Genomic DNA, 19,421 nt, shown 5'->3' on the forward strand with positions numbered 1-19,421 from the left:
CTACGGGCTTCGCTTAAAAGGAGAAAAGGCATGGGCGCCATCGCGACCACACGTCAAGCCGCCATCGCGGTTGAGGAAGAAGCGCAATACCTGACGTTTATGCTCGGCACGGAGATGTTTGCCATCGGCATCCTGTGCATCAAAGAAATCATCGAGTACGGCAACCTGACGGTGGTGCCGATGATGCCGGCCTTCGTACGCGGGGTGATCAACCTGCGCGGCGCGGTCGTGCCGGTGGTGGACCTGTCGGCCCGGTTCGGCCGACAGAACTCGGCGATCACCCGGCGTTCGTGCGTGGTGATCATCGAGGCCAACACCGAGGACGGCCCCGCCCAGGACATCGGCCTGCTGGTGGACACGGTGTCGGCGGTGCTGGAGATCCCGGCTTCGCAGATCGAACCGCCACCGAGTTTCGGGGCGAAGATCCGCGCCGATTTCATCAGCGGCATGGCCAAGGTCGACGGCAAGTTCGTGATCGTACTGGAGGTGGACCGAGTGCTGTCCATCGATGAAATGTCGCAGCTGGCCCAGGCCAGCCCTGCCGCGCTGGAAGCTGAAAACCAATGAACGCAGACACCTGCAAGGAACGCACTGTGAACTCATTGGCGCTCAATGACCGTGAGTTCAGCCAGTTTCAAGCCTGGCTGTATCAAGCCGCGGGCATCAACCTGTCACCGGCCAAGAAGGCCCTGGTGGCCGGGCGGTTGTTCAAGCGCCTCAAGCACTATGAACTGGGCAGTTACGGCGAGTATTTCAAGCTGATCATGAGCGGCCAGCGCACCGAGGAATTGCAGGTGGCGCTGGACCTGCTCACCACCAACGAAACCTACTTTTTCCGCGAGCCCAAGCACTTCGATTTCCTGCGCGAACATGTGCTGCCCCATGCTACGCCGGGTAAAACCTTTCGCCTGTGGAGCGCCGCCAGTTCCTCGGGTGAAGAGCCCTACAGCCTGGCCATGACCCTGGCCGAAGGACTGGGCACCACACCTTGGGAAATCATCGGTTCAGACATCAGCAGCCAGGTACTGGCCAAGGCCCGTTCCGGACATTACCCCATGGAACGCGCCCGTACCCTGCCCCAACCGTTGCTGGTGAAATATTGCCTGAAGGGCACCGGCAGCCAGCAAGGCACATTCCTCATCGACCGGGCGTTGCGCAGCCGGGTCAACTTCATCCAGGTCAACCTCAACGACACCTTGCCGGAGCTGGGCGAGTTCGATGTCATTTTCCTGCGCAACGTCATGATCTATTTCGACCAACCCACCAAAAGCAAAGTGGTCGCCCGATTGCTCCCACGGCTCAAGTCCGGCGGGTATTTCATCGTGAGCCACTCCGAAAGCCTCAACGGCGTATCCGATGCGTTGAAACTGGTGGCACCTTCGATTTATCGCAAGCCATGAGCGCCGCGCTCAAGCAAATGCCCGAGGTGTATCTGGCGCCCGGCGAGTTTCGTTTCGCCACCAGCCCGACTCGCCTGCGCACCATTCTCGGCTCTTGCGTGGCCGTCACCCTGTGGCATCCGGAGCGCAAGATCGGCGGCATGTGCCATTACATGTTGCCCAGCCGGGCGCGCTGCTCCACGGCGCTGAACGGCATGTACGCTGACGAAGCCATCGAACTGTTCGTCCGCCAGGCAAAGGCCCATCGCACCGAACCCGAGGATTACCAGCTCAAGCTGTTCGGCGGCGGCGAAATGTTCCCGGAGCTGCAACGCCAGGTGCCGTTCGGCGACGTGGCGCGGATGAACGTCAACGCAGCGCTGGAAATGGCCGCGCTGTACCGCCTGGACCTGATCGCCCAGGACATGGGCAGCACGGGCTACCGAAGCATCATCTTTGACCTGTGCAGCGGCGACGTGTGGGTCAGGCATCAACCGATAAGGACCCGGCATTAACCATGTCAAAAAAGATAAATGTACTGCTGGTGGATGACTCTGCCGTGGTTCGCCAGGTACTGCTGGCGATCCTCAGCGACACGCCGGACATCCATGTGATGGGTGCGGCGTCCGATCCGATTTTCGCCATGGACAAACTGGCCCGGGAGTGGCCCGACGTGATCGTGCTGGATGTGGAGATGCCGCGCATGGACGGCATCACCTTCCTGAAGAAAATCATGAGCGAGCGTCCCACGCCGGTGGTGATCTGCTCGTCCCTGACGCCCAGGGGCGCCGAAACCACCTTGCAAGCCATGGCCGCCGGCGCGGTGGAAATCATCACCAAGCCCACCAGCGGCCTGAAGAATTTCCTGCTGGAATCTGCGCCGGAGCTGATATCGGCCATTCGCGCCGCCGCCCAGGTCAACGTCAAAAACCTGGGCCGGCGCCCTGCCCCGGCGCCGCTGACCCCAGCCACCAAACTCACTGCCGATGCCATGCTGCCAGCCGCCAACGGCCATGCCATGGCCCAGACCACCGAACGCATCGTCGCCCTCGGCACGTCCACCGGCGGCACCCAGGCCCTGGAAGCGGTGCTGACCGCCTTGCCACGGGTGTGCCCAGGCATAGTCATCGTCCAGCACATGCCGGAAAAATTCACCGCCTCGTTTGCCGCCCGACTCAACAGCCTGTGCCAGATTGAAGTACGCGAAGCCCGCAACAACGACCGTATCCACCCGGGCCTGGCCCTCATCGCCCCAGGCGGCAAACACATGATGGTGACCCGCAGCGGCGCGTTCTATCACGTACAAGTGGTGGATGGCCCCCTGGTCAACCGCCACCGCCCATCGGTGGACGTGCTGTTTCGCTCAGTAGCCAAATTCGCCGGCCGCAACGCCACCGGCATCATCATGACCGGCATGGGCGACGACGGCGCCCGCGGCCTGAAAGAAATGCTCGACGCCGGCAGCAGCACCGTGGCCCAGGACGAAGCCAGCTGCGTGGTCTTCGGCATGCCCAAGGAAGCCATCAAACTCAACGCCGCGCAGCGGGTGATGGGGTTGCAGGAGATTGCGCAGGTGATTTTGCATCGGTAGGCGCTAAGGACTGCTCCCCGATCCACACAGAACTCATTGTGGGAGCAAGGCTTGCCCGCGACGCAGGCGATGCAATCCTTCAGCAACCGAGGCGCCTGGTTCGCGAGCAAGCCTTGCTCCCACAACGGGGATAAATCCCCTCGCCACAAAAAGCGACCGGGTTTGCTTCAGTATTCCGCTGAAGCATTCCTTTGCCACAGGGCCACCTTGTCTGCGGGCTTGTGTCTACACCGGCGAAATCGTCGCCAGCACGCCAATCAAAAGGGTCAGTGCCAAAAAACCACCCAAAAAAATCGCCATCTTCGTCATGAGCCCTCCTGGAGCAGAAAACTGCGCTACACGGGCGGTTTGATAGGCAAACCGCCTGGCTATTCTGAGGTGGGAACTGGGTTGATTACAGCGGCAGCTTTAACAGAAAAATACGGATCAGACGAAACGCGTAGAACCGTGCCTCACGACCGTTGTGAAGTCAGCCGACGACTCTCGTTTTCGCCATTGCAACGGTTCGTCAAGCTGGAGTTGCCTTTCGCAACCCTCCGACGTCATTGCCTACAACCACTACAGAATCAGCTGGCATTTGCCCCCTTCACCGGCTCAAGATTCAACGCCAGCACGCTCATCAACACGATAACCGCCCCAACCACCACCATCACTGACGGGCGCTCGGCCAGCACCAAAGAAGCCATCAACATCGCGGTGGGCGGTATCAGGTAAAGCGCCATGGAGGCGCGGCTTACATTGCTATGCGCCAGTACGTAAGCCCATGCGAGGTACGCCAGCGCGCTGGGAAAAATACCCAATATCAGCATCGCCAGATTCACCGAAACAGAAGCGTGTTGTGCGTCAATTAGCAGTCCCGGCGCGAAAATAAATAGCAGGACTGTGCCCGACCAGACGGTGTAGCAAACCATGGTCAATCCATCGTATCGCTGGGCATGACGTTTCTGGAGAGAGAAATACAGACTCCAGGACAGCGCCGCCAGCAGGATCAAGAGTCCATGGGCGTTCATATCACCCAAGCCACGATCCCCCGCCACGACCACGGCAGCGCCAAACAAGCCGCACACTACGCACCCCCACTGCCAACCACTGACTCTGTCCTTGAAGAAAAAATGTGCGAGTAAAGCGCTGAACAAAGGCGTGGACTGGGCGAGCACACTGGCGGCCCCGGCACTGACGCCACGCTGACCGTAATTGAGCGCAATGTGGTGCAAGCTCACAGCGAAGAAACCCAGCACCGCCAGCAATGGCAGGTCCCTGAGACGCGGCCGGGAAATACCCTTGACCATCGCGACCAGGGCCATGAACACCGAAGCGATGAGAAACCGCATCAGCGCCAAGTGACCCGGCTCGTAAGCCTGCAAGCCGATGCGAATGCCAATCGGAGAATAGGCCCAGCAAAAAATCACGAACGTCGTCGCGAGGATAATTCCCGCACCGGGTTTGCTGGAGGAACCGTCGAACGACACACAACGCGTTTCCATTTAGAAGTCCCTGCCCCATTGAGCGTCTGCCGATTTGCCTCGAAGTATCGAAACCACCTCACATCAGCACAAGTGACTTAAACTCAACCCACCATTCACTTTGGGTGAGCTATGGAACTGTCCCAACTGCGCATGCTCAAGACGGTCTTCGACACCGGCAGCATCGCCCGTGCCGCTGAAGTGCTGCACTGTGTGCCGTCCAACATCACCGCACGCCTCAAGTCCCTGGAGCGGGAGCTCGGCACGCCGTTGTTCTTCCGCGAAGGTCGCGGACTGCGAGTCAGCCCGGCGGGTGAAGTGTTTGTGGGGTACGCGACAAAAATACTGAACCTGACAGAAGAAGCCCGCCGCGCAATAGCCCCTGACAGCGCGCCGAGCGGCCCGTTGCGCATTGGCGCGATCGAGTCCAGCGCCACGGGGCGTCTGCCCCAGTTGCTGGCCAAATACCACGCGCAATACCCGCAAGTATCCCTGGAACTGAGCACGGGCACCTGGGCTCAGCTGCTGGACGATGTCCAGCATCACCGGCTCGATGGCGTGATCGTAGCGGTGGACATGGAGCGACCTGGACTCAAACGAGCCGTGATGTACCGCGAAGACCTGGTGCTCATCGCCTCCGAGTCCCACGGCCCGTTACGCAGCGCCGCCGATTTGCAAGGCAAGGCGATCTTCATGTGGCCCACGGGCTGTCCGTACCGCTTGGCGCTGGAGCAATGGCTGCTACGCCATGAGCAAACGCAGCCGATCATCAGCATCGCCAGCTACGGCGCCATCGTCGGCTGCGTCAGTGCAGGTGCAGGTGTCTCGCTGGTGCCCCGTGGGATCTATGAGCAATACCGCCAGGGGGCTGGTTGGACGGGGTATGAATTCCCCGAGCTGGCGGGGATCGATAACCTTTTTTATTGGCATGAAAACACCGGTCGGCATCCTGCCAGGGAGGCGTTTTTGGGGATGCTGCAAACGGAGTTCGAGGGCTAGCTGCACCGCCCTCCCTGTGGCGAGGGGATTTATCCCCGCTGGACGTCTTGCACGCAACCGCTGATTACCGCATCCGTGTGGTGACTCAAGTACTGGAAAACATCGCGTTCCGATCCGAGATCGCCAGCGACACAGTGGTGCTTTCGGACTTGGCGCAACTTTTGGTAATTCCGTTGCGTGATGGGTGTGATTTGCTGGAAGTGATTGGTCGACGGCTTCAGGCGCAGGTTGAACATTGACAGCGTTTCGGGCGCTTAAAGCGCCCGTTTCTGCTTAGCTGGCCGATGAGTTCTGCACGGACTTCCCTCGTTGCATGCATTCGACCTTACCTGCCATTTACATCGGATTTGACCACCTATGATTGGCAGAGAATGGCCTTTGCTGCCCATCGCACGCCCTCACCGCACTGATGCCTGATAATCACCCAGAAGTACCGCGGCTTACTAAGCCGTTTCGCAAGAGCGAGCTCGCGGCAAATCACTGGACGAAGTTTCCGAGGGTGAAGTTGTAGCGAACTGAGTCGTTTCAGCTAGCCAACCCTCAGCGCGCCTCCCTGTTAGTCTTGCGCAGCAGTTCGTGGGCCATCTCGATGGCCTGCTCGCGTGAGGCGGCGAACAGCAGCGGGTAGCCCCAGACCTTGGCGAACAGGCCGGCGAATGCCTTGAATCCCAGGCGCTTTGCCGCGCTGGGTTCGACCATGATCAGGGCCAGAACCAGGCTGCGCAGTTGCGCCTTGTGCTTCTTCATCCACAGCGTGGTGCGTTTCTTTTCTTCTGGTGAGTGCTCATGGTCATCGCCGGGTGGCGTTTCGCTGAGCAGCACGAAGGGTTCGCCGCGCTGCAGGTTGGCTGCGAACTCGTCGAAGTCCTTCTGGGTATCGTGCCCGGGCTCGTGGGCGAAACTCATCCACACCAGCGGGAATTCAGCGCTATTCATCGGCATGGCGGGTTCCTTTGCGGTTGAGGTGACGCCAGCTGGCGGCGATGGCGAACACTCCGGGCAGGGTGATGAAGAATACCGCCGAGAAGGCGACGTACCAGCCGTCGCGCAGCCCGTCGGTGACTCCGCCCAGGGTATTGAGCACGACCAGCAGGCTGCCGAGGATCAGGACAGCCCACTGGGCCTTGCGGGTTTCGATCAGGGCGAGGAGCACCGTGACGATCCAGGAGCCATAGAAGGTAGGAAACACCCAAAGCATGCCGGGCTCGAAGGTAATCGCCGGGGCGGTGCCCTGTGCTCTCACAAAGTCGTTTACGTAGAAGAACAACTGGAAGGTCACGAAGAGCACTGCGCCAGCAGTAGTCGTCAACCAGAACAAGGTGACCTTGTTCGCATTCTGTATCGCCAATACGTGAACCGGGTTTTGGGTAGGCATGAGCACGTTCTCGATGTTCAAGGCGGTAGGGGCGCGAGTCGCCGGCAGCGATCCGCGTACTGCGGGCAATCAGTAGCGGTAGTCCAGCGTGGCCATCAGGTTGCGCGGGGCGCCATAGGTCACGGTGTCGAAGTCACCCTTCTGCAAGGCGTACTTCTTGTCGAATAGGTTGTTGACGTTGAGGCCCAGGTCGATGTTCTCGCTCAGGGCGTAACGCCCCATCACCGAGGTCAGGGCATAGGCGCTCTGTTCGCCGCCCAGCGTGCTGGTGCCAACGCCCGGCGCCTGGTAAAAGCGGCTCTGCCACTTCACGCCTGTGCCCAGGGTCAGCTTGTTCCACGCGCCAGGCAGCCGGTAGGTGGTGAAGAACTGGGCCGTGGTGCGCGGTAGCTGGGAGTTCAGGCGCTCGCCGTCGCCATCCTCGGCGGTGAAGTGGGCGATACCGGCGTAGATGTTCCAGCCAGTGGCCAGCTCGCCCTGCAGGTCGAACTCGATGCCGCGAGACTTGGTGCCGTCGGCGCCGGTATAGGCGTTGGCTCCGCCTGGGGTGAACGCGCCGGGGACCAGTTGCGCGGCGTTGTCCAGCTTGGTCTCGAACACCGCCACGGCAGCATTCAGGCGCCCGCCCAGATAGGCGGCCTTGAGGCCGACTTCCTTGGTCTTGCCCTTGGACGGCGTGAGCACGTTGCCGGTCGTGTCGCGGAAGTCGGTTTGCGGGTTGAAGATGCCCGTGTAGCTGACGTAAGCCGAGTAGGTACTGTCGATGTCGTAGACCAGTCCGACGTACGGGGTGAATTCGTTGTTTTTCTTGTAGTGCAGCGTGCTGCCGTTGGCGTCGTCGTCGACCTCGTAATAGTTCAGGCGCCCGCCGACGATGAGCTTCAGCGGATCGGCCAGGGAGAAGCGGGCCGCACTATAGATGCCGCTCTGCTTGACCTCGGTGCGGGTCGGGATATGCGGTATGGCATCAAAGTTGGGCCGTGGCGTGCCTGGGCTCAGGCTATGGATGTTGATCGGCGTAAAGCCTGCGAAGAACGGCGCTACATCGTCCTGACTGGCCTTGCGGCGTGAACTTGTCGCGCCGACCACCAGGTCGTGCTGGCGACCGAGCATTTCGAAGGGGCCGCTGGCCATCACGTCAAAGGTGTTCTGGCGACTGCGCCCCTCGGACGCCACTGCGAACGGGAAGGCGCCCAGCCCCGTGACGGGGTCAGGCCGGCCACCCAGGGAGACCAGTTCGGATTCGCTTTCGGTGCGGTACTGGTTGAACACGCCCTTGAGCGTCCAGCCGTTGTCGAAGCGGTGCTCGACTTCGGCAAAGGCGGTCTTGAGGGTGTTGTCGAAATGGCTCCAGTCCTGCCCATAGCTCTTGGAGCGGGAATAATCGATCTGCGAACCGTCGCTGTACCACAGCGGCAAGCCGCCCCAGGTGGCGCCCTTCGGCGTAATGTCCTGGTAGTCATAGCCCAGGCTCACCGTGGTATCGGCGGTCAGGTCGGCCTCGACGATGCCGTAGAACGCCTTGCGCTCGGGCTTGTAGCCGTCCAGGTAGGAGTTGCCGTCCTGATAGGTGCCTACCAGGCGCGCGCGGATGCGGCCGTCCTCGGTCAGCGGTGTGGAGACGTCGCCCATGCCGCGGTGGGTATCCCAGCTCCCGGCGCCGAGGGAGGCGGATGCGGCGAATTCAGGTGTCGGCCGTTTGCGCACCAGGTTGATGGAGGCTGAAGGGTTTCCGGTGCCGGTCAGCAGGGCCGAGCCGCCACGCACCACCTCGACACGGTCATAGAAGGCGGTGTCCAGGGCGCTGATGCCGCTGCCGTTGACGGCGTTGCCGATCACGGTGGGGATGCCGTCGTACTGCACGTTGTTAATCAGCAACCCCCGCGAATAGAAGCTGGTGCGCTCGCTGTCGGCCTGGCGCGCGGTGACACCGTTGGTGTTCTCCAGCACGCTCTGCACCGTGTTGAGTTGCTGGTCGTCCATGCGCTGGCGCGTGATCACGGTCACCGCCTGGGGCGTTTCCTTCAGCGTCATCGGCAGGCGCGTCGCCGCTGCCGTCTCGCCGGTGGTGTAGGAGCCGGTTCCCTCGGTGGTCGCGTTGTCCATTTGGCCTGTCACGCGGATTGCCGGCAGGGCCACTTCCTTCTGGGCTGAGTCTGCTGCCTTATTTTGCGGCTGCGCCGTCTCGGCGGCAAATGCGCCCGGCGCACTGAGCACAAGCGCTGCCGCAATCGCCGAGCCCAGCGCGCTGCAGGGCGCGTTTTTGAGGTGCCCGGCGAGCGGCGGGCAGACGACTGAATCGGCGCACAGAGCAAGAGACGAGCGAAACTTCCCTGTAATGGATGAAGTTTTCATTTAAGCAATACTCATTTGCATTTAGATGGCGCATTTAACAACAAAGGCAATGCGCCATGATGGTGAAATCAGGCCAGATTGTTATTCGATTCGGCCAATAATGATCACACCCTCCCGCTGGCCGTTTTGAGTAATAGTCATGGTTGATTACGGAATATGGTCGACTTGCCAGGCAGACTGACGAGGGGCAAACGGCCGGCGTGACATGCGGCGATGTCGCCGTTATGCGCGGTCGTCTTCCTGGGCGAGCGACGTTGCAGGGTGTGTGGGGGGTGCTGAAGTCCGCGGCTTTTTAATAAAGCAGCGCAGGCTTGCGTCAGGACAGGCGGATTGGATCAGAGGGCGATCGGATCGGGGAGCATGATTCCGGGCGCAGCTGCCGTCACCGCGCTGCCGGTGCGATCCGAAAGGTAGCGAGCCGGCGGCTTGCCCACCGCCTTGCGAAACATCGTGACGAAGCCGCTGGCGTTTTCGTAGCCCAGTTCCAGCGCCACCGTTTGCACGCTGTCACCCTTGGTCAGCCTTTGCAGCGCCAGGATCACGTGCAGCTGCCGACGCCAGCGCCCGAAGCTCATGCCAATTTCCTGCAGCAGCAGGCGGCTCATGCTGCGCTCGCTCATACCTATGCGCGTCGCCCAGGCGGTCTTCGACGTCTTGTCAGCCGGCGTCGCCAGGATCATTTCCGCGAGGCGACGCAAGCGTGGGTCACGCGGCATGGGCAGGTGCAGGTCCTCCACCGGCGCCGCCACCAGCTCGTCGAGCAACACCGCCAGCAACCGTTCCTCCCGTCCGCCTGGGGCGTACAGCTCGGGAACGGCGGTCGCCTTGAGCAGCAACTCGCGCAGCAGCGGCGATACCGAAATTGTGCAGCAGGTGGTCGGCAGATCCGGCGCGGCATCCTGCTCGACGAACAGGCAGTAGCACTCCACTTCACCGGAACCCCAGGCCGAGTGGGGCAAGTCGCCGGGGATCCACAAGGCGCACTGCGGCGGCACGATCCAGACGCCTTCTTCGATTTCGCAGTTGAGGATGCCGCGAACCGAGTAGATCAACTGCGCCTTGCGGTGCTGATGCGTGGCATTTTCCCAGTCCTTGGCGACCAATGTGGCACTCAGAGCCACAACCGGCCGCGAGACGCTGTCGACGTCCATGGTGGAGGTCAGATCGGTAACGGCGATGCTCGACATGAGGTGTAGAGACTCGGATAGAAAAGGAGGCCTTGGCCTAGCTGGAAAGTATCACGAGCCGCTAGTGTAATGACATCCGGCCTTCCCTCCACGTCAGCAGATGTGGATTTCGTGCACATGCGCGATTTCCAGTCCGGTTTTGAGTACCTGTCGCACTCGAAAACGTTTTTACACAGCCTCGGCCGAAAACAGACGAAAGCCCACCCCATCCCCCGATCTACTCCACAACCCCATTAAAAACAACAGTCCCATCCCCCTCCTTCTTAACCGTCAACCTATTCCCCTCCACCACAACCTCAACCAACTCAGAACACCCAGCCACCTCCCGCTTCCCATCAACACGCTCGACCTTGGCATCAAAACTAAAAACATAAGTAGACGCCGGGCAAGCATTCCCACCCTCCCCCGTGGAAACAACCACCACATACCGGCTCGGCCCAAACGTATAAGCCTTTTCAATCGCCACATACCCGGTGTACTCAGCCTCCTCGACAATTGCCTCCATGACATTCACCACCCCAGCGCGCGTTTGATAATTCAGCGCGGTCCCCGTCCCTTGGGTCTGGGTCGTGAAAGGCCCGGCACGCTCGGCGGTGACGGGCAAGGTTTCATAGGCAACACCCGGGGGCGCTGGGGGCGCGATTTGAGTCGTGACGGTGGGTTTTGCAACGAGGCTTTGTTGGGGTTCAGGAAGATCGCATAGGCCGTTTTTGCAAATGAAATCCCCTTGGCAATCGATATCTTCCGAGCACTGGTTGGTTTCTTCGAAGGTGCTCTGGTTGGCTTTGGCGTAGCCGACGACGGCCAGTGCAAGGAGGGTGCAGACGAACAGACGCTTCATCGGTGAAGTCCTTTTCTTGGATGGTGGCCGGATGATAACTGCAAACCTTCCGGGTTTGTCTCTGGTCACTTTCGATTTTGCAGTGTCGGGTGGTCCAACTTTGCTTTGAATACTAGCCTTGCAAACGTGCGCACAAGGAAGTCGAGAAACCATGACTGACCGCGATCAACTCCATCGAAATGGGTACGCTCTGCTCCGTCAAGCGATCCCAACCGAATGGCTGGAAGACCTGCGTGCCGTGTTCGATGCAGGTGTGAGGCCGTCGGACCAATGGCCCGTGCCGCGTGGCATGGACTGGCGTCATTCGCTGTTGGACGATGATGCGAAGGTTCAGGCTGTGTGTCGTCTGCCCCAGGTGCTGGCGGTCGCGGGGGAGTTGATCGAGGAGCGGTTCTTTCTGTCGCAGGTGGAGGGGCGCGAGCCTCTTGCCGGTGGCGGCCGTCAACCGCTGCACCGCGACTTGTCGGCCCAACGGCCAGGCGACATTGCCATGGCCCTGGCTTTTTTTGACGACTATGGCCCTGAGAACGGTGCGACACGCATCGTGCCTGGCAGCCATCGGCCCGAGCCGGGAGCGCCACCATTCGATTTCACCAACGAATCACGCTCCGTACAGCTTTCAGGTTGCGCCGGTGACATCCTGGTGTTCGATGTGGACTTGGTGCATGCGGGCAGCCTGAACTCGGTGGGATCGCGCCGTCGTTCGATTTTGATCAGTTATTTTTCGGAGCAGTTGTACGCTTCACACTTGGAAACCGTGGGGCTGCGTAATGTTCGTATGGCCACGAGTGAGCGGTTCGAGCCTTTGGATTTTGGCTTCGGTCTACGCTCGCCTAGGTAAAGATGCAGTCATTTGCGCATGACACACCGCCAGAATTTCATCGGCCAGCGCCGAGTCGTCAGGACAGGCGCGCGATAGCATGATCGCGCCGACCGCGTGCGCCAGCAGGTCGATCATTTTCCCCCTCGCCTCACCCGGCGCCGCATCCGGCCCGGTCGGGTATTTTTCGCCGAGTGTTTGCAACATGCGCTCGATGCCTTCAGCGAATGCCGCCTTCAAATCGTCCGACTGACGTGCCGCGTCACCGCACAACGCTGCCATGGTGCAACCCGTGGCGCGCCCGTCGCGATGGTCCCGCGACACATACACATCAATGAAGTCCTTCACGCTCAATGCGTCGACGCCGATCAGTGACTGCTCAAGACTCTTCGCCGAGGCTTCGGCCATCAGGTCAGCCTTCGAACCGAAATGTTTGTAGAAACCGCCATGGGTGAAGCCGGCGGCGGCCATCAGGTCGGCCACGCCGACCCCGTCAAAACCGCGCTCGCGAAATACGACTGAGGCTGTTTCGACGATGTGCTCCCGATTTGCCTGGGCCTGGGCTTTGGTCACGCGCATGTTTCGATACCTCGTTACCGCTGGAAATTCATCGACTGATCATACATTGATGTTGATCATAATCAAAACCGTTGACAGTTTAGATTTCGATCATCATCATAATTTCCAGCGATCAGACCAGTTACCAACGGACACGGAACAACCTCCCATGAGCGACCTGAATCTGTTTACCGCCTATACCTTGGCCCAGGCACTGGCTGATCGAGCCTGACTTTTTCTCATGCATCAATCCCAATCCATGTTTCTCACAAAGAGCTGACATCATGACTACTCGCCCTACCGTTCTCATCACTGGCGCGTCCACCGGCATTGGCGCGGTTTACGCTGAGCGTTTCGCCCAACGCGGACATGATCTGGTGTTGGTCGCCCGAGATCACTCTCGCCTGGAAACGCTCGCCGCGAAGTTGCGTGGCGAGCACAACGTCGCCGTTGAAGTGCTTCAGGCCGACCTGACTCAACTCACTGACCTGCACAGCGTCGAAGCGCGCCTGCGGGATGATGCGCGCATCGGCATCCTCGTCAACAATGCCGGCGCCGCACAGTCCGGCACCTTCATCGAGCAAAGCACCGACAGCGTTGCACAACTGGTAGCCCTCAACACCACCGCACTGGTGCGGCTCGCCAGCGCCATCGCGCCGCGCTTGGCCAAAGCAGGTGAAGGCGCGATCATCAACATCGGCTCGGTGGTGGGTCTGGCGCCTGAGTTCGGCATGACGGTCTACGGTGCGACCAAGGCGTTCGTGCTGTTCCTGTCCCAAGGCTTGAGCCTGGAACTGTCGCCTCAGGGTGTCTATGTGCAAGCCGTACTGCCCGCAGCCACCCGCACGGAGATTTGGGATCGCGCCGGTATCGACATCAACACTTTGAGCGAAATCATGGAAGTGGGTGATCTGGTCGATGCCGCCCTGGTGGGCTTCGACCGTCGCGAGCCGGTGACCATTCCTCCGCTGCATGAAGGCGAGCGCTGGGATGCCCTGCAAACCGCGCGTCAGGGTCTTTTGTCGCAGATCAGGCAGTCCGCCGTGGCGCAGCGCTATTTGACTCAAGACTGACCCATGCCGACAGGTCGGCCTCGCCCCACTCTCATTCCCCCGACAAGAGCAGCTGCAACATGAAGGCATTTTTTATCGACCGCTACGGCAAGCAGAACGGAATGATTGGCGAAGTGCCCGACCCTGTGGTCGGTGTGCATGACGTTCTGGTTCAGGTGCATGCAACCAGCGTGAACCCGTTGGACTCGAAGATCAGAACGGGGGAATTCAAACTGATCCTGCCCTATACGTTTCCATTGGTATTGGGCAATGACCTGGCCGGAGTGGTTGTTAGCACGGGTTCGGCGGTGAAGCGATTCAAGCCAGGAGACGAAGTCTATGCACGTCCTCCAGAGGCCCGGATCGGGACGTTTGCTGAACTGATCGCCGTGGACGAAAACGCGCTCGCGCTGAAACCCTCGAATCTCGACATGGCCGAAGCGGCTGCCATCCCCTTGGCGGCTTTGACGGCCTGGCAGGTGCTGGTTGAGACCGCCCAGCTGAAAAAAGGCCAGAAGGTGTTGATTCATGCTGGATCCGGTGGCGTCGGCACGTTTGCTATCCAGCTCGCCAAACACCTTGGCGCCTTCGTTGCGACCACCACCAGTACGGCGAATGTTCAATGGGTGAAAGCACTCGGGGCGGATGTGGTCATCGATTACAAACAGCAGGATTTTGCAAAGGAGTTGCGCGATTTCGACGTGGTGTTGAACAGCCTCGGCGCCGATGTACTGGAGAAATCGATCAAGGTGCTCAAGCCTGGTGGACAGCTCATTTCCCTTTCAGGGCCGCCGACCGTGCAATTTGCCCAAGAGCAAGGCCTGTCTTGGGTGCTGGGGCAAGTCATGCGCCTGCTGAGCAGCGGTATTCGCAGAAAAGCCCGCAGACATGGGGTGAGCTATGCGTTTTTGTTCATGCGAGCCAACGGGATACAACTGCAGAAAATCACCTCGCTTATCGAGGCTGGGGTCATCAAACCGGTCATCGATCGCTCCTTCCCTTTTGCATCGACCGCAGAGGCGTTGCGCTACGTCGAGCAGGGCAGATCAAAAGGCAAAGTCACCATAACAATCAAATAAGCGCACGACAAAAGATGTCAGTAGATGATGTGCATACCGCCAAGTACCCGACTGCGGCGCCTGAACCAGAGGAGCCGCCAGCGCACGACAAGTCCATAGAAGAGCAGTGCCACCGGAACCCGCACGGGTAGAAAAGCCGATCATCTTTTGGCGTGGTTTGATGCTTGAGCAGTAACCGGGAAACGGTTCAAAAAGCAGGCGGTCGGCCAGGTCGGAGTTGCACTGGGGTACCAGACCTGGCTGCATTTACACCCCCATGCCTACTCCACCGCCTCAGCCACGCCCTGATCCTCCCCCAGAAATCCGCCACTCTGGTGATGCCACAACCGCGCATAGGTGCCGTTTTTCCCGAGCAATTCGGTGTGGGTGCCTTGTTCGATGATGCGTCCATCATCCATGACGATCAGCCTGTCCATCGCCGCAATCGTGGACAATCGATGGGCGATGGCGATCACGGTCTTGCCCTGCATCATTTCATCGAGGCTTTCCTGGATGGCGACTTCGACCTCTGAATCCAGGGCGCTGGTGGCCTCGTCAAGCAGCAGGATCGGGGCATTTTTGAGCATTACCCGGGCAATGGCGACGCGTTGACGCTGGCCGCCCGAAAGCTTGATACCCCGCTCGCCCACCAGGGTGTCGTAGCCGCTGTGGCCTTGCTTGTCGCTCAGTTGGCTGATGAACCCATCGGCTTGGGCACTGGCCGCGGCGCTGCGGATTTGCTCGTCGGTGGCATCGGGGCGTCCATAGGCGATGTTGTCGCGAATGGAGCGGTGCAGCAGCGAAGTGTCCTGAGTCACCATGCCGATGGCGCTGCGCAGACTGTCCTGGGTGACGTGCGCGATGTTCTGCCCGTCGATGCGAATCTCACCCTTGTCCACGTCGTAAAAGCGCAGCAGCAGGTTGATCAGCGTGGATTTACCGGCACCGGAGCGGCCCACCAGCCCGATCTTTTCGCCCGGGCGAATGCTCAGGCTCAGGCCATCGAGCACCTGGCGTTCGCCGTTGTAATTGAAGCTCACATTGTCGAAAGTCACCGCGCCGCCCGTGGTGACCAGCTCCCTGGCGTCCGGGGCATCCTGCACCTTGGGGCCGCAGGCCAGGGTCGCCATGCCATCCTGCACGGTGCCGATGCTCTCGAACAGCGAGGTCATTTGCCACATGATCCAGTGCGACATGCCATTGATGCGCAACGCCATGGCAATAATCGCCGCCACCGCACCCGCGCCCACTTGACCTTGGTGCCATAGCCATAGGGCATAACCGCCTGCCCCCATGATCAACCCGACCACCAATGCCTGATTGACGATCTCGAACTGGCTGACCAGGCGCATCTGGCGAAAGCCGGTCTGCTTGAAATCCTCCATGGCAGCGCGCGCGAAGTGGGCTTCACGTTTGGAATGGGAGAACAGCTTTACCGTGGTGATGTTGGTGTAGGCGTCTGAGATACGCCCGGTCATTGATGACCGCGCATGGGCCTGCTCCTGCCCTACTTTCTCAAGGCGGGGTACGAAGTAGCGCATGGCAAGACCGAACAACGCCACCCAGACAATGAACGGCAGCATCAGCTTCAGATCAAAGCCGCCGGCCAACGCGATGATCGCAATGAAGTACACCCCGATCCCCGGAGCGATCTCGATAATGGTGAATAACACCTCGCGCACCGACAGCGCCGTCTGCATCACCTTGGTGGTGACCCGGCCGGAGAACTCATCGGAGAAGAACGAAAGGCTTTGCCGCAACATCAGCCGATGAAAATCCCAGCGCAGCCGCAACGGCAGGTTGATCGCCAATATTTGGTGCTGCACCATCGTGCGCATCGCTACCAGCCCAATGCTGGTCACCAGCACCACGCCGATGCCCCACAGCACGCGACTTTCCTGTCGGGCCGCATCGCCGCCTGCCTGCCAGATCGACAGCATGTCCACGACCTGCCCGAGAAAAGAAAACAGCCAGGCTTCGTAAATCGACACAGCGGCACTGAGCAACGCGAGCGCGAGAATATAACCGCGAGCGCCCCGGGTGCAGGCCCACAGGAACCGCGCCAGGCCGTCAGGTGGAGGGGGAGCTTCGTCGGGCGGAAAAGGGTCGAGCCGTTGTTCAAATGCGTGAAGCATGGTGATCTCCAAAACCATCTGGTAAAGAGATTCTGGCATTTAACGGTTGCTTTGAGGGGTTTGGGTGGAGGAAAGGTTGTTCGCCCGGCACAACGAGGGTGCACGGGAGCAGACGTTTCATGCCTCACAAGGAAACCGAGAACGCCATGATCGACCGCAAACAACTGCATCAGGACGGCTATGCCCTGTCCGCCAAGCGATCCCGGCCGAGTGGCTGGATGGCCTGCGTGCCGTGTTCGATGCCGGGGTGAAACCGTCGGACCAATGGCCAGTGCCGCGTGGCTTGGACTGGCGTTACTCGATACTGGACGACGATGCGAAGGTTCAGTCGGTATGTCGCCTACCACTGGTGCTGGCAGTGGTGGGAGAGCTGATCGGGGAGCGGTTCTTTCTCTCGCAGGTGGAGGGCCGCGAGCCTCTGATCGGTGGTCACCAACAACTGCACCACGACTTGTCGGCCCAACGGCCAGGCGACATCGCCATCGCCCTTATTGCCCGACGGGCCGCTCATACCGCCGCTGAATCCGCTCCACCTCGCCAGAGCGCCGCAACTGCTCCAAAGCCTTGCTCCACGCGGCCACCACCTCATCGTCAGAGTCAAGGCTGAAGGCGATGTACAGCGATGACCGATAGAGTTCGATGGGGATTTTGCGCAGTGTGCCCGGTGCGATATTCAACTGGCGGCTGTAGTAAGCCACCCCGGCATCGGTGTCACCTACGATGATCTTGGTCCGCCCGGCGAGCAGCATGCGGTAGAGCAGCTTGCTCTCGGTAGCACTTTTGTCCAGGTTGTTGAAGCCCAGCGACTGCAGCATCTGCGGCACCAGGCCGGCATGTCGCGTGGTGATCTGCGGGGCGTGCAGCAGTTGTTCCAGGGAGTTCACCGGCGGCGTACTGGCCAACTGATAGGCATGAATGGACTCTTCCACGATCGGCCCGACCCACTTGTACAACGGCTCGCGCTCCGCCGTGCGAAACAGCGAGAACATGATGGTCTTGCTTCGGGTCCTCAGTACCTGGGTGGCGCGCATGCTGGGCTGCAGCAGCACCTCGAAGTCATCCCCGGTCAGTGCCATGATGGCTCGCACGATTTCAGTGGTCATGCCGGTGAGCTGGTTGTTCTCCTGATAGTTGTACGGGGCCCATTCTTCGGTGACCACCTGATACGGCTCGGCCCTGGCAACGCCAGTACCGAGCAGCAGACAGAGCAGCGCTGCGACAGGTGTCGATTGTTTCACGGGTTCTCCTGATGGGCAGCCTGGTGTTTATGGGGGACCTGATAAGCATAGCCTTAAACACGCACCAAACAGTTGGTGCGCCCCCTTCAGCGGAGATAAATCCCCTCGCCACGGGCTCACCCAAGCGCGTCACTGCGCCCAGCCATTAGCCACAACGATGCGTCGTATAACCGAGGCAGGCGTTCCCCCCGCACCGCCGTCGACTTATCTTTGCTCCAGCGATCAATGAGGTTCGCGCTGCCCAGGATTCCTGCCATGCACACCCAATCCATTCTCCATCGCACAACATTGCTAGCTGCCCTTTTTCTCACGGCAGCGATCTACCCCCTGACTTCCACCGCAACGCCAATAGAAGCCTCGCGATCACACAAACCCCAGCTGCCGGGCGTCTACCGATTCCAAGTGGGTGAGGTACAGGTCAGCGCACTGAGCGACGGTACGCTACCGCTTAATCTTCACCCGCTGCTGCGGGGCATCAGCACCGGGCAAATAGACGCGCTGTTGCAGAAAGGCTTCGTCCGTAACCCGGTGGAAACCTCGATCAACGCCTACGTGATCGACACCGGTTCTCATCTGGTACTGGTGGATACAGGCGCCGGCGAACTGTTCGGCAATGTAGCCGGCAAACTGCCCCAGAGCCTGGCCGCCGCTGGCTATCGGCCAGAGCAGATCAGCGACATTCTGATCACCCACATTCACACCGATCATTCCGGCGGGCTGACGCGGGATGGGCAGATGCTATTCCCCAACGCGACCATTCACGTGGGTCAGGCCGATGTGGATTTCTTCCTGGATCCGGCCAACCTGAGCAGCGGACTCCAACCCAAGCACCTGGAAGAAGCGCGCAAGACGATTGGCACCTACCTTGAGGCGGGCAAGGTCAAGACGTTCACCGCAAAGACCACCCTCCTCCCCGGCATCACCGCCATCCCGACACCGGGCCACACGCCGGGCCATAGCTTCTACAGGGTCGAGAGTCAGGGTCAAAGCCTCGATTTCTGGGGGGATATCCTGCACGTCGGCCTGATCCAGTTCGCCCGGCCCGAGGTGACCATCAGTTTTGACGTCAATCAGGACAACGCACGAGCCCAGCGGCTGCGTCAGTTCGAAACCTCAGCCGATGAAATGCGCCTGTCTGCGGTCGCGCATTTGCCCTTCCCCGGTATCGGCCATATTCGACGCGAAGCCGGAAAGTATGAGTGGGTGCCGGCCCAGTATCGCAATCGCGACTGAAACGCTCGATCTTGTGGGAGCGAGCCTGCTCGCGAAGGCGGTGGCACATTCCCCATCGGCGCTGACTGACACACCGCTTTCGCGAGCAGGCTCGCTCCCACAGGGGATTTGCGGTGAATGAAGATTCTGCGGCTGGC

Annotated in this window: 19 protein-coding genes and 1 pseudogene; 11 read left to right on the forward strand and 9 right to left on the reverse strand. The window is 60.3% G+C overall.

Features of this window, described 5'->3' with window-relative positions:
* The first annotated feature begins 30 nt into the window (after positions 1–30).
* From BW979_RS20170 to BW979_RS20185, 4 genes are read left to right on the forward strand one after another with little or no spacing between them, the layout of a single operon-like run.
* Positions 31–567, forward strand: a complete 537-nt coding sequence (locus BW979_RS20170; RefSeq protein ID WP_047227661.1) for a chemotaxis protein CheW — start codon at positions 31–33, stop codon at positions 565–567.
* The gene (locus BW979_RS20175) at positions 564–1,400 is read left to right on the forward strand and encodes a CheR family methyltransferase (protein ID WP_047227662.1); all 837 of its coding nucleotides are present in this window, start codon (positions 564–566) and stop codon (positions 1,398–1,400) included. Before BW979_RS20170 ends, BW979_RS20175 begins: the two co-directional genes overlap by 4 nt.
* A complete protein-coding gene (gene cheD, locus BW979_RS20180; RefSeq protein ID WP_047227663.1) occupies positions 1,397–1,894 on the forward strand; it encodes a chemoreceptor glutamine deamidase CheD in 498 nt (165 codons plus the stop codon). Before BW979_RS20175 ends, cheD begins: the two co-directional genes overlap by 4 nt.
* Before the next feature lie 2 nt (positions 1,895–1,896).
* A complete protein-coding gene (locus BW979_RS20185) occupies positions 1,897–2,970 on the forward strand; it encodes a protein-glutamate methylesterase/protein-glutamine glutaminase (protein WP_047227664.1) in 1,074 nt (357 codons plus the stop codon).
* A gap of 566 nt (positions 2,971–3,536) precedes the next feature.
* On the opposite strand, the gene BW979_RS20195 is transcribed toward BW979_RS20185, so the two are convergent.
* Positions 3,537–4,454, reverse strand: a complete 918-nt coding sequence (locus BW979_RS20195) for a DMT family transporter (protein ID WP_076385354.1) — start codon at positions 4,452–4,454, stop codon at positions 3,537–3,539.
* 111 nt (positions 4,455–4,565) lie between these two features.
* On the opposite strand from BW979_RS20195, the gene BW979_RS20200 reads away from it, so the two are divergent.
* Together BW979_RS20200 and BW979_RS20205 are read left to right on the forward strand one after the other, a co-directional pair.
* Positions 4,566–5,432: a LysR substrate-binding domain-containing protein gene (locus BW979_RS20200; protein WP_076385356.1), complete on the forward strand. Its 867-nt coding sequence runs from the start codon at positions 4,566–4,568 to the stop codon at positions 5,430–5,432.
* 14 nt (positions 5,433–5,446) lie between these two features.
* Positions 5,447–5,671 carry a hypothetical protein gene (locus tag BW979_RS20205; protein WP_076385358.1) on the forward strand — a complete coding sequence of 75 codons (225 nt, stop codon included), beginning with the start codon at positions 5,447–5,449 and terminating at the stop codon, positions 5,669–5,671.
* A gap of 301 nt (positions 5,672–5,972) precedes the next feature.
* Here BW979_RS20205 and BW979_RS20210 read toward each other — a convergent pair whose 3' ends face one another.
* The 5 genes from BW979_RS20210 to BW979_RS20230 form a co-directional block, all read right to left on the reverse strand.
* The gene (locus tag BW979_RS20210) at positions 5,973–6,374 is read right to left on the reverse strand and encodes a hypothetical protein (RefSeq protein ID WP_076385360.1); all 402 of its coding nucleotides are present in this window, start codon (positions 6,372–6,374) and stop codon (positions 5,973–5,975) included.
* On the reverse strand, positions 6,361–6,807 hold the full coding sequence (locus tag BW979_RS20215; protein ID WP_076385362.1) for a hypothetical protein: 447 nt from the start codon (positions 6,805–6,807) through the stop codon (positions 6,361–6,363). The genes BW979_RS20210 and BW979_RS20215 overlap by 14 nt, the downstream gene beginning before the upstream one ends.
* A 69-nt stretch (positions 6,808–6,876) precedes the next feature.
* The gene (locus BW979_RS20220) at positions 6,877–8,913 is read right to left on the reverse strand and encodes a TonB-dependent siderophore receptor (protein ID WP_231990591.1); all 2,037 of its coding nucleotides are present in this window, start codon (positions 8,911–8,913) and stop codon (positions 6,877–6,879) included.
* 584 nt (positions 8,914–9,497) lie between these two features.
* A complete protein-coding gene (locus tag BW979_RS20225) occupies positions 9,498–10,349 on the reverse strand; it encodes an AraC family transcriptional regulator (RefSeq protein ID WP_028941359.1) in 852 nt (283 codons plus the stop codon).
* Positions 10,350–10,566: 217 nt separating this feature from the next.
* Positions 10,567–11,190 (reverse strand): hypothetical protein, encoded by a 624-nt coding sequence (locus BW979_RS20230; protein WP_076385366.1) that lies wholly within the window; start codon positions 11,188–11,190, stop codon positions 10,567–10,569.
* A 151-nt stretch (positions 11,191–11,341) separates the two neighbouring features.
* Here BW979_RS20230 and BW979_RS20235 point away from each other — a divergent pair, with 151 nt between their 5' ends.
* Entirely contained in the window at positions 11,342–12,031 is a 690-nt protein-coding gene (locus BW979_RS20235; RefSeq protein WP_076385368.1) for a phytanoyl-CoA dioxygenase family protein, read from the forward strand.
* On the opposite strand, the gene BW979_RS20240 is transcribed toward BW979_RS20235, so the two are convergent.
* Complete coding sequence (locus tag BW979_RS20240; protein WP_076385370.1) at positions 12,014–12,589, reverse strand: TetR/AcrR family transcriptional regulator; 576 nt, start codon at positions 12,587–12,589, stop codon at positions 12,014–12,016. The two genes, BW979_RS20235 and BW979_RS20240, sit on opposite strands and share 18 nt — an antisense overlap.
* Before the next feature lie 263 nt (positions 12,590–12,852).
* Between BW979_RS20240 and BW979_RS20245 the strand changes: the two genes are divergently transcribed.
* Both BW979_RS20245 and BW979_RS20250 read left to right on the forward strand, forming a co-directional pair.
* Positions 12,853–13,641: an SDR family NAD(P)-dependent oxidoreductase gene (locus tag BW979_RS20245; protein ID WP_076385372.1), complete on the forward strand. Its 789-nt coding sequence runs from the start codon at positions 12,853–12,855 to the stop codon at positions 13,639–13,641.
* A 59-nt stretch (positions 13,642–13,700) separates the two neighbouring features.
* A complete protein-coding gene (locus tag BW979_RS20250; protein WP_076385374.1) occupies positions 13,701–14,699 on the forward strand; it encodes an NADP-dependent oxidoreductase in 999 nt (332 codons plus the stop codon).
* Between the two features lie 260 nt (positions 14,700–14,959).
* Here BW979_RS20250 and BW979_RS20255 read toward each other — a convergent pair whose 3' ends face one another.
* The gene (locus BW979_RS20255) at positions 14,960–16,813 is read right to left on the reverse strand and encodes an ABC transporter ATP-binding protein (RefSeq protein ID WP_076385376.1); all 1,854 of its coding nucleotides are present in this window, start codon (positions 16,811–16,813) and stop codon (positions 14,960–14,962) included.
* Positions 16,814–16,959: 146 nt separating this feature from the next.
* On the opposite strand from BW979_RS20255, the pseudogene BW979_RS20260 reads away from it, so the two are divergent.
* Positions 16,960–17,303, forward strand: a pseudogene (locus BW979_RS20260) (phytanoyl-CoA dioxygenase family protein); the annotation flags it as partial.
* Here the strand turns inward: BW979_RS20260 and BW979_RS20265 are convergent.
* Positions 17,302–18,051, reverse strand: a complete 750-nt coding sequence (locus BW979_RS20265) for a substrate-binding periplasmic protein (protein ID WP_076385378.1) — start codon at positions 18,049–18,051, stop codon at positions 17,302–17,304. The pseudogene BW979_RS20260 and the gene BW979_RS20265 overlap by 2 nt on opposite strands.
* A gap of 255 nt (positions 18,052–18,306) precedes the next feature.
* Between BW979_RS20265 and BW979_RS20270 the strand changes: the two genes are divergently transcribed.
* Positions 18,307–19,284: an MBL fold metallo-hydrolase gene (locus BW979_RS20270; protein WP_076385380.1), complete on the forward strand. Its 978-nt coding sequence runs from the start codon at positions 18,307–18,309 to the stop codon at positions 19,282–19,284.
* Positions 19,285–19,421 lie beyond the last annotated feature (137 nt).

Origin of the sequence: Pseudomonas sp. A214 (assembly GCF_900156295.1) — a bacterium.
GTDB classification, from domain to species: Bacteria; Pseudomonadota; Gammaproteobacteria; order Pseudomonadales; family Pseudomonadaceae; genus Aquipseudomonas; species Aquipseudomonas rhizophila.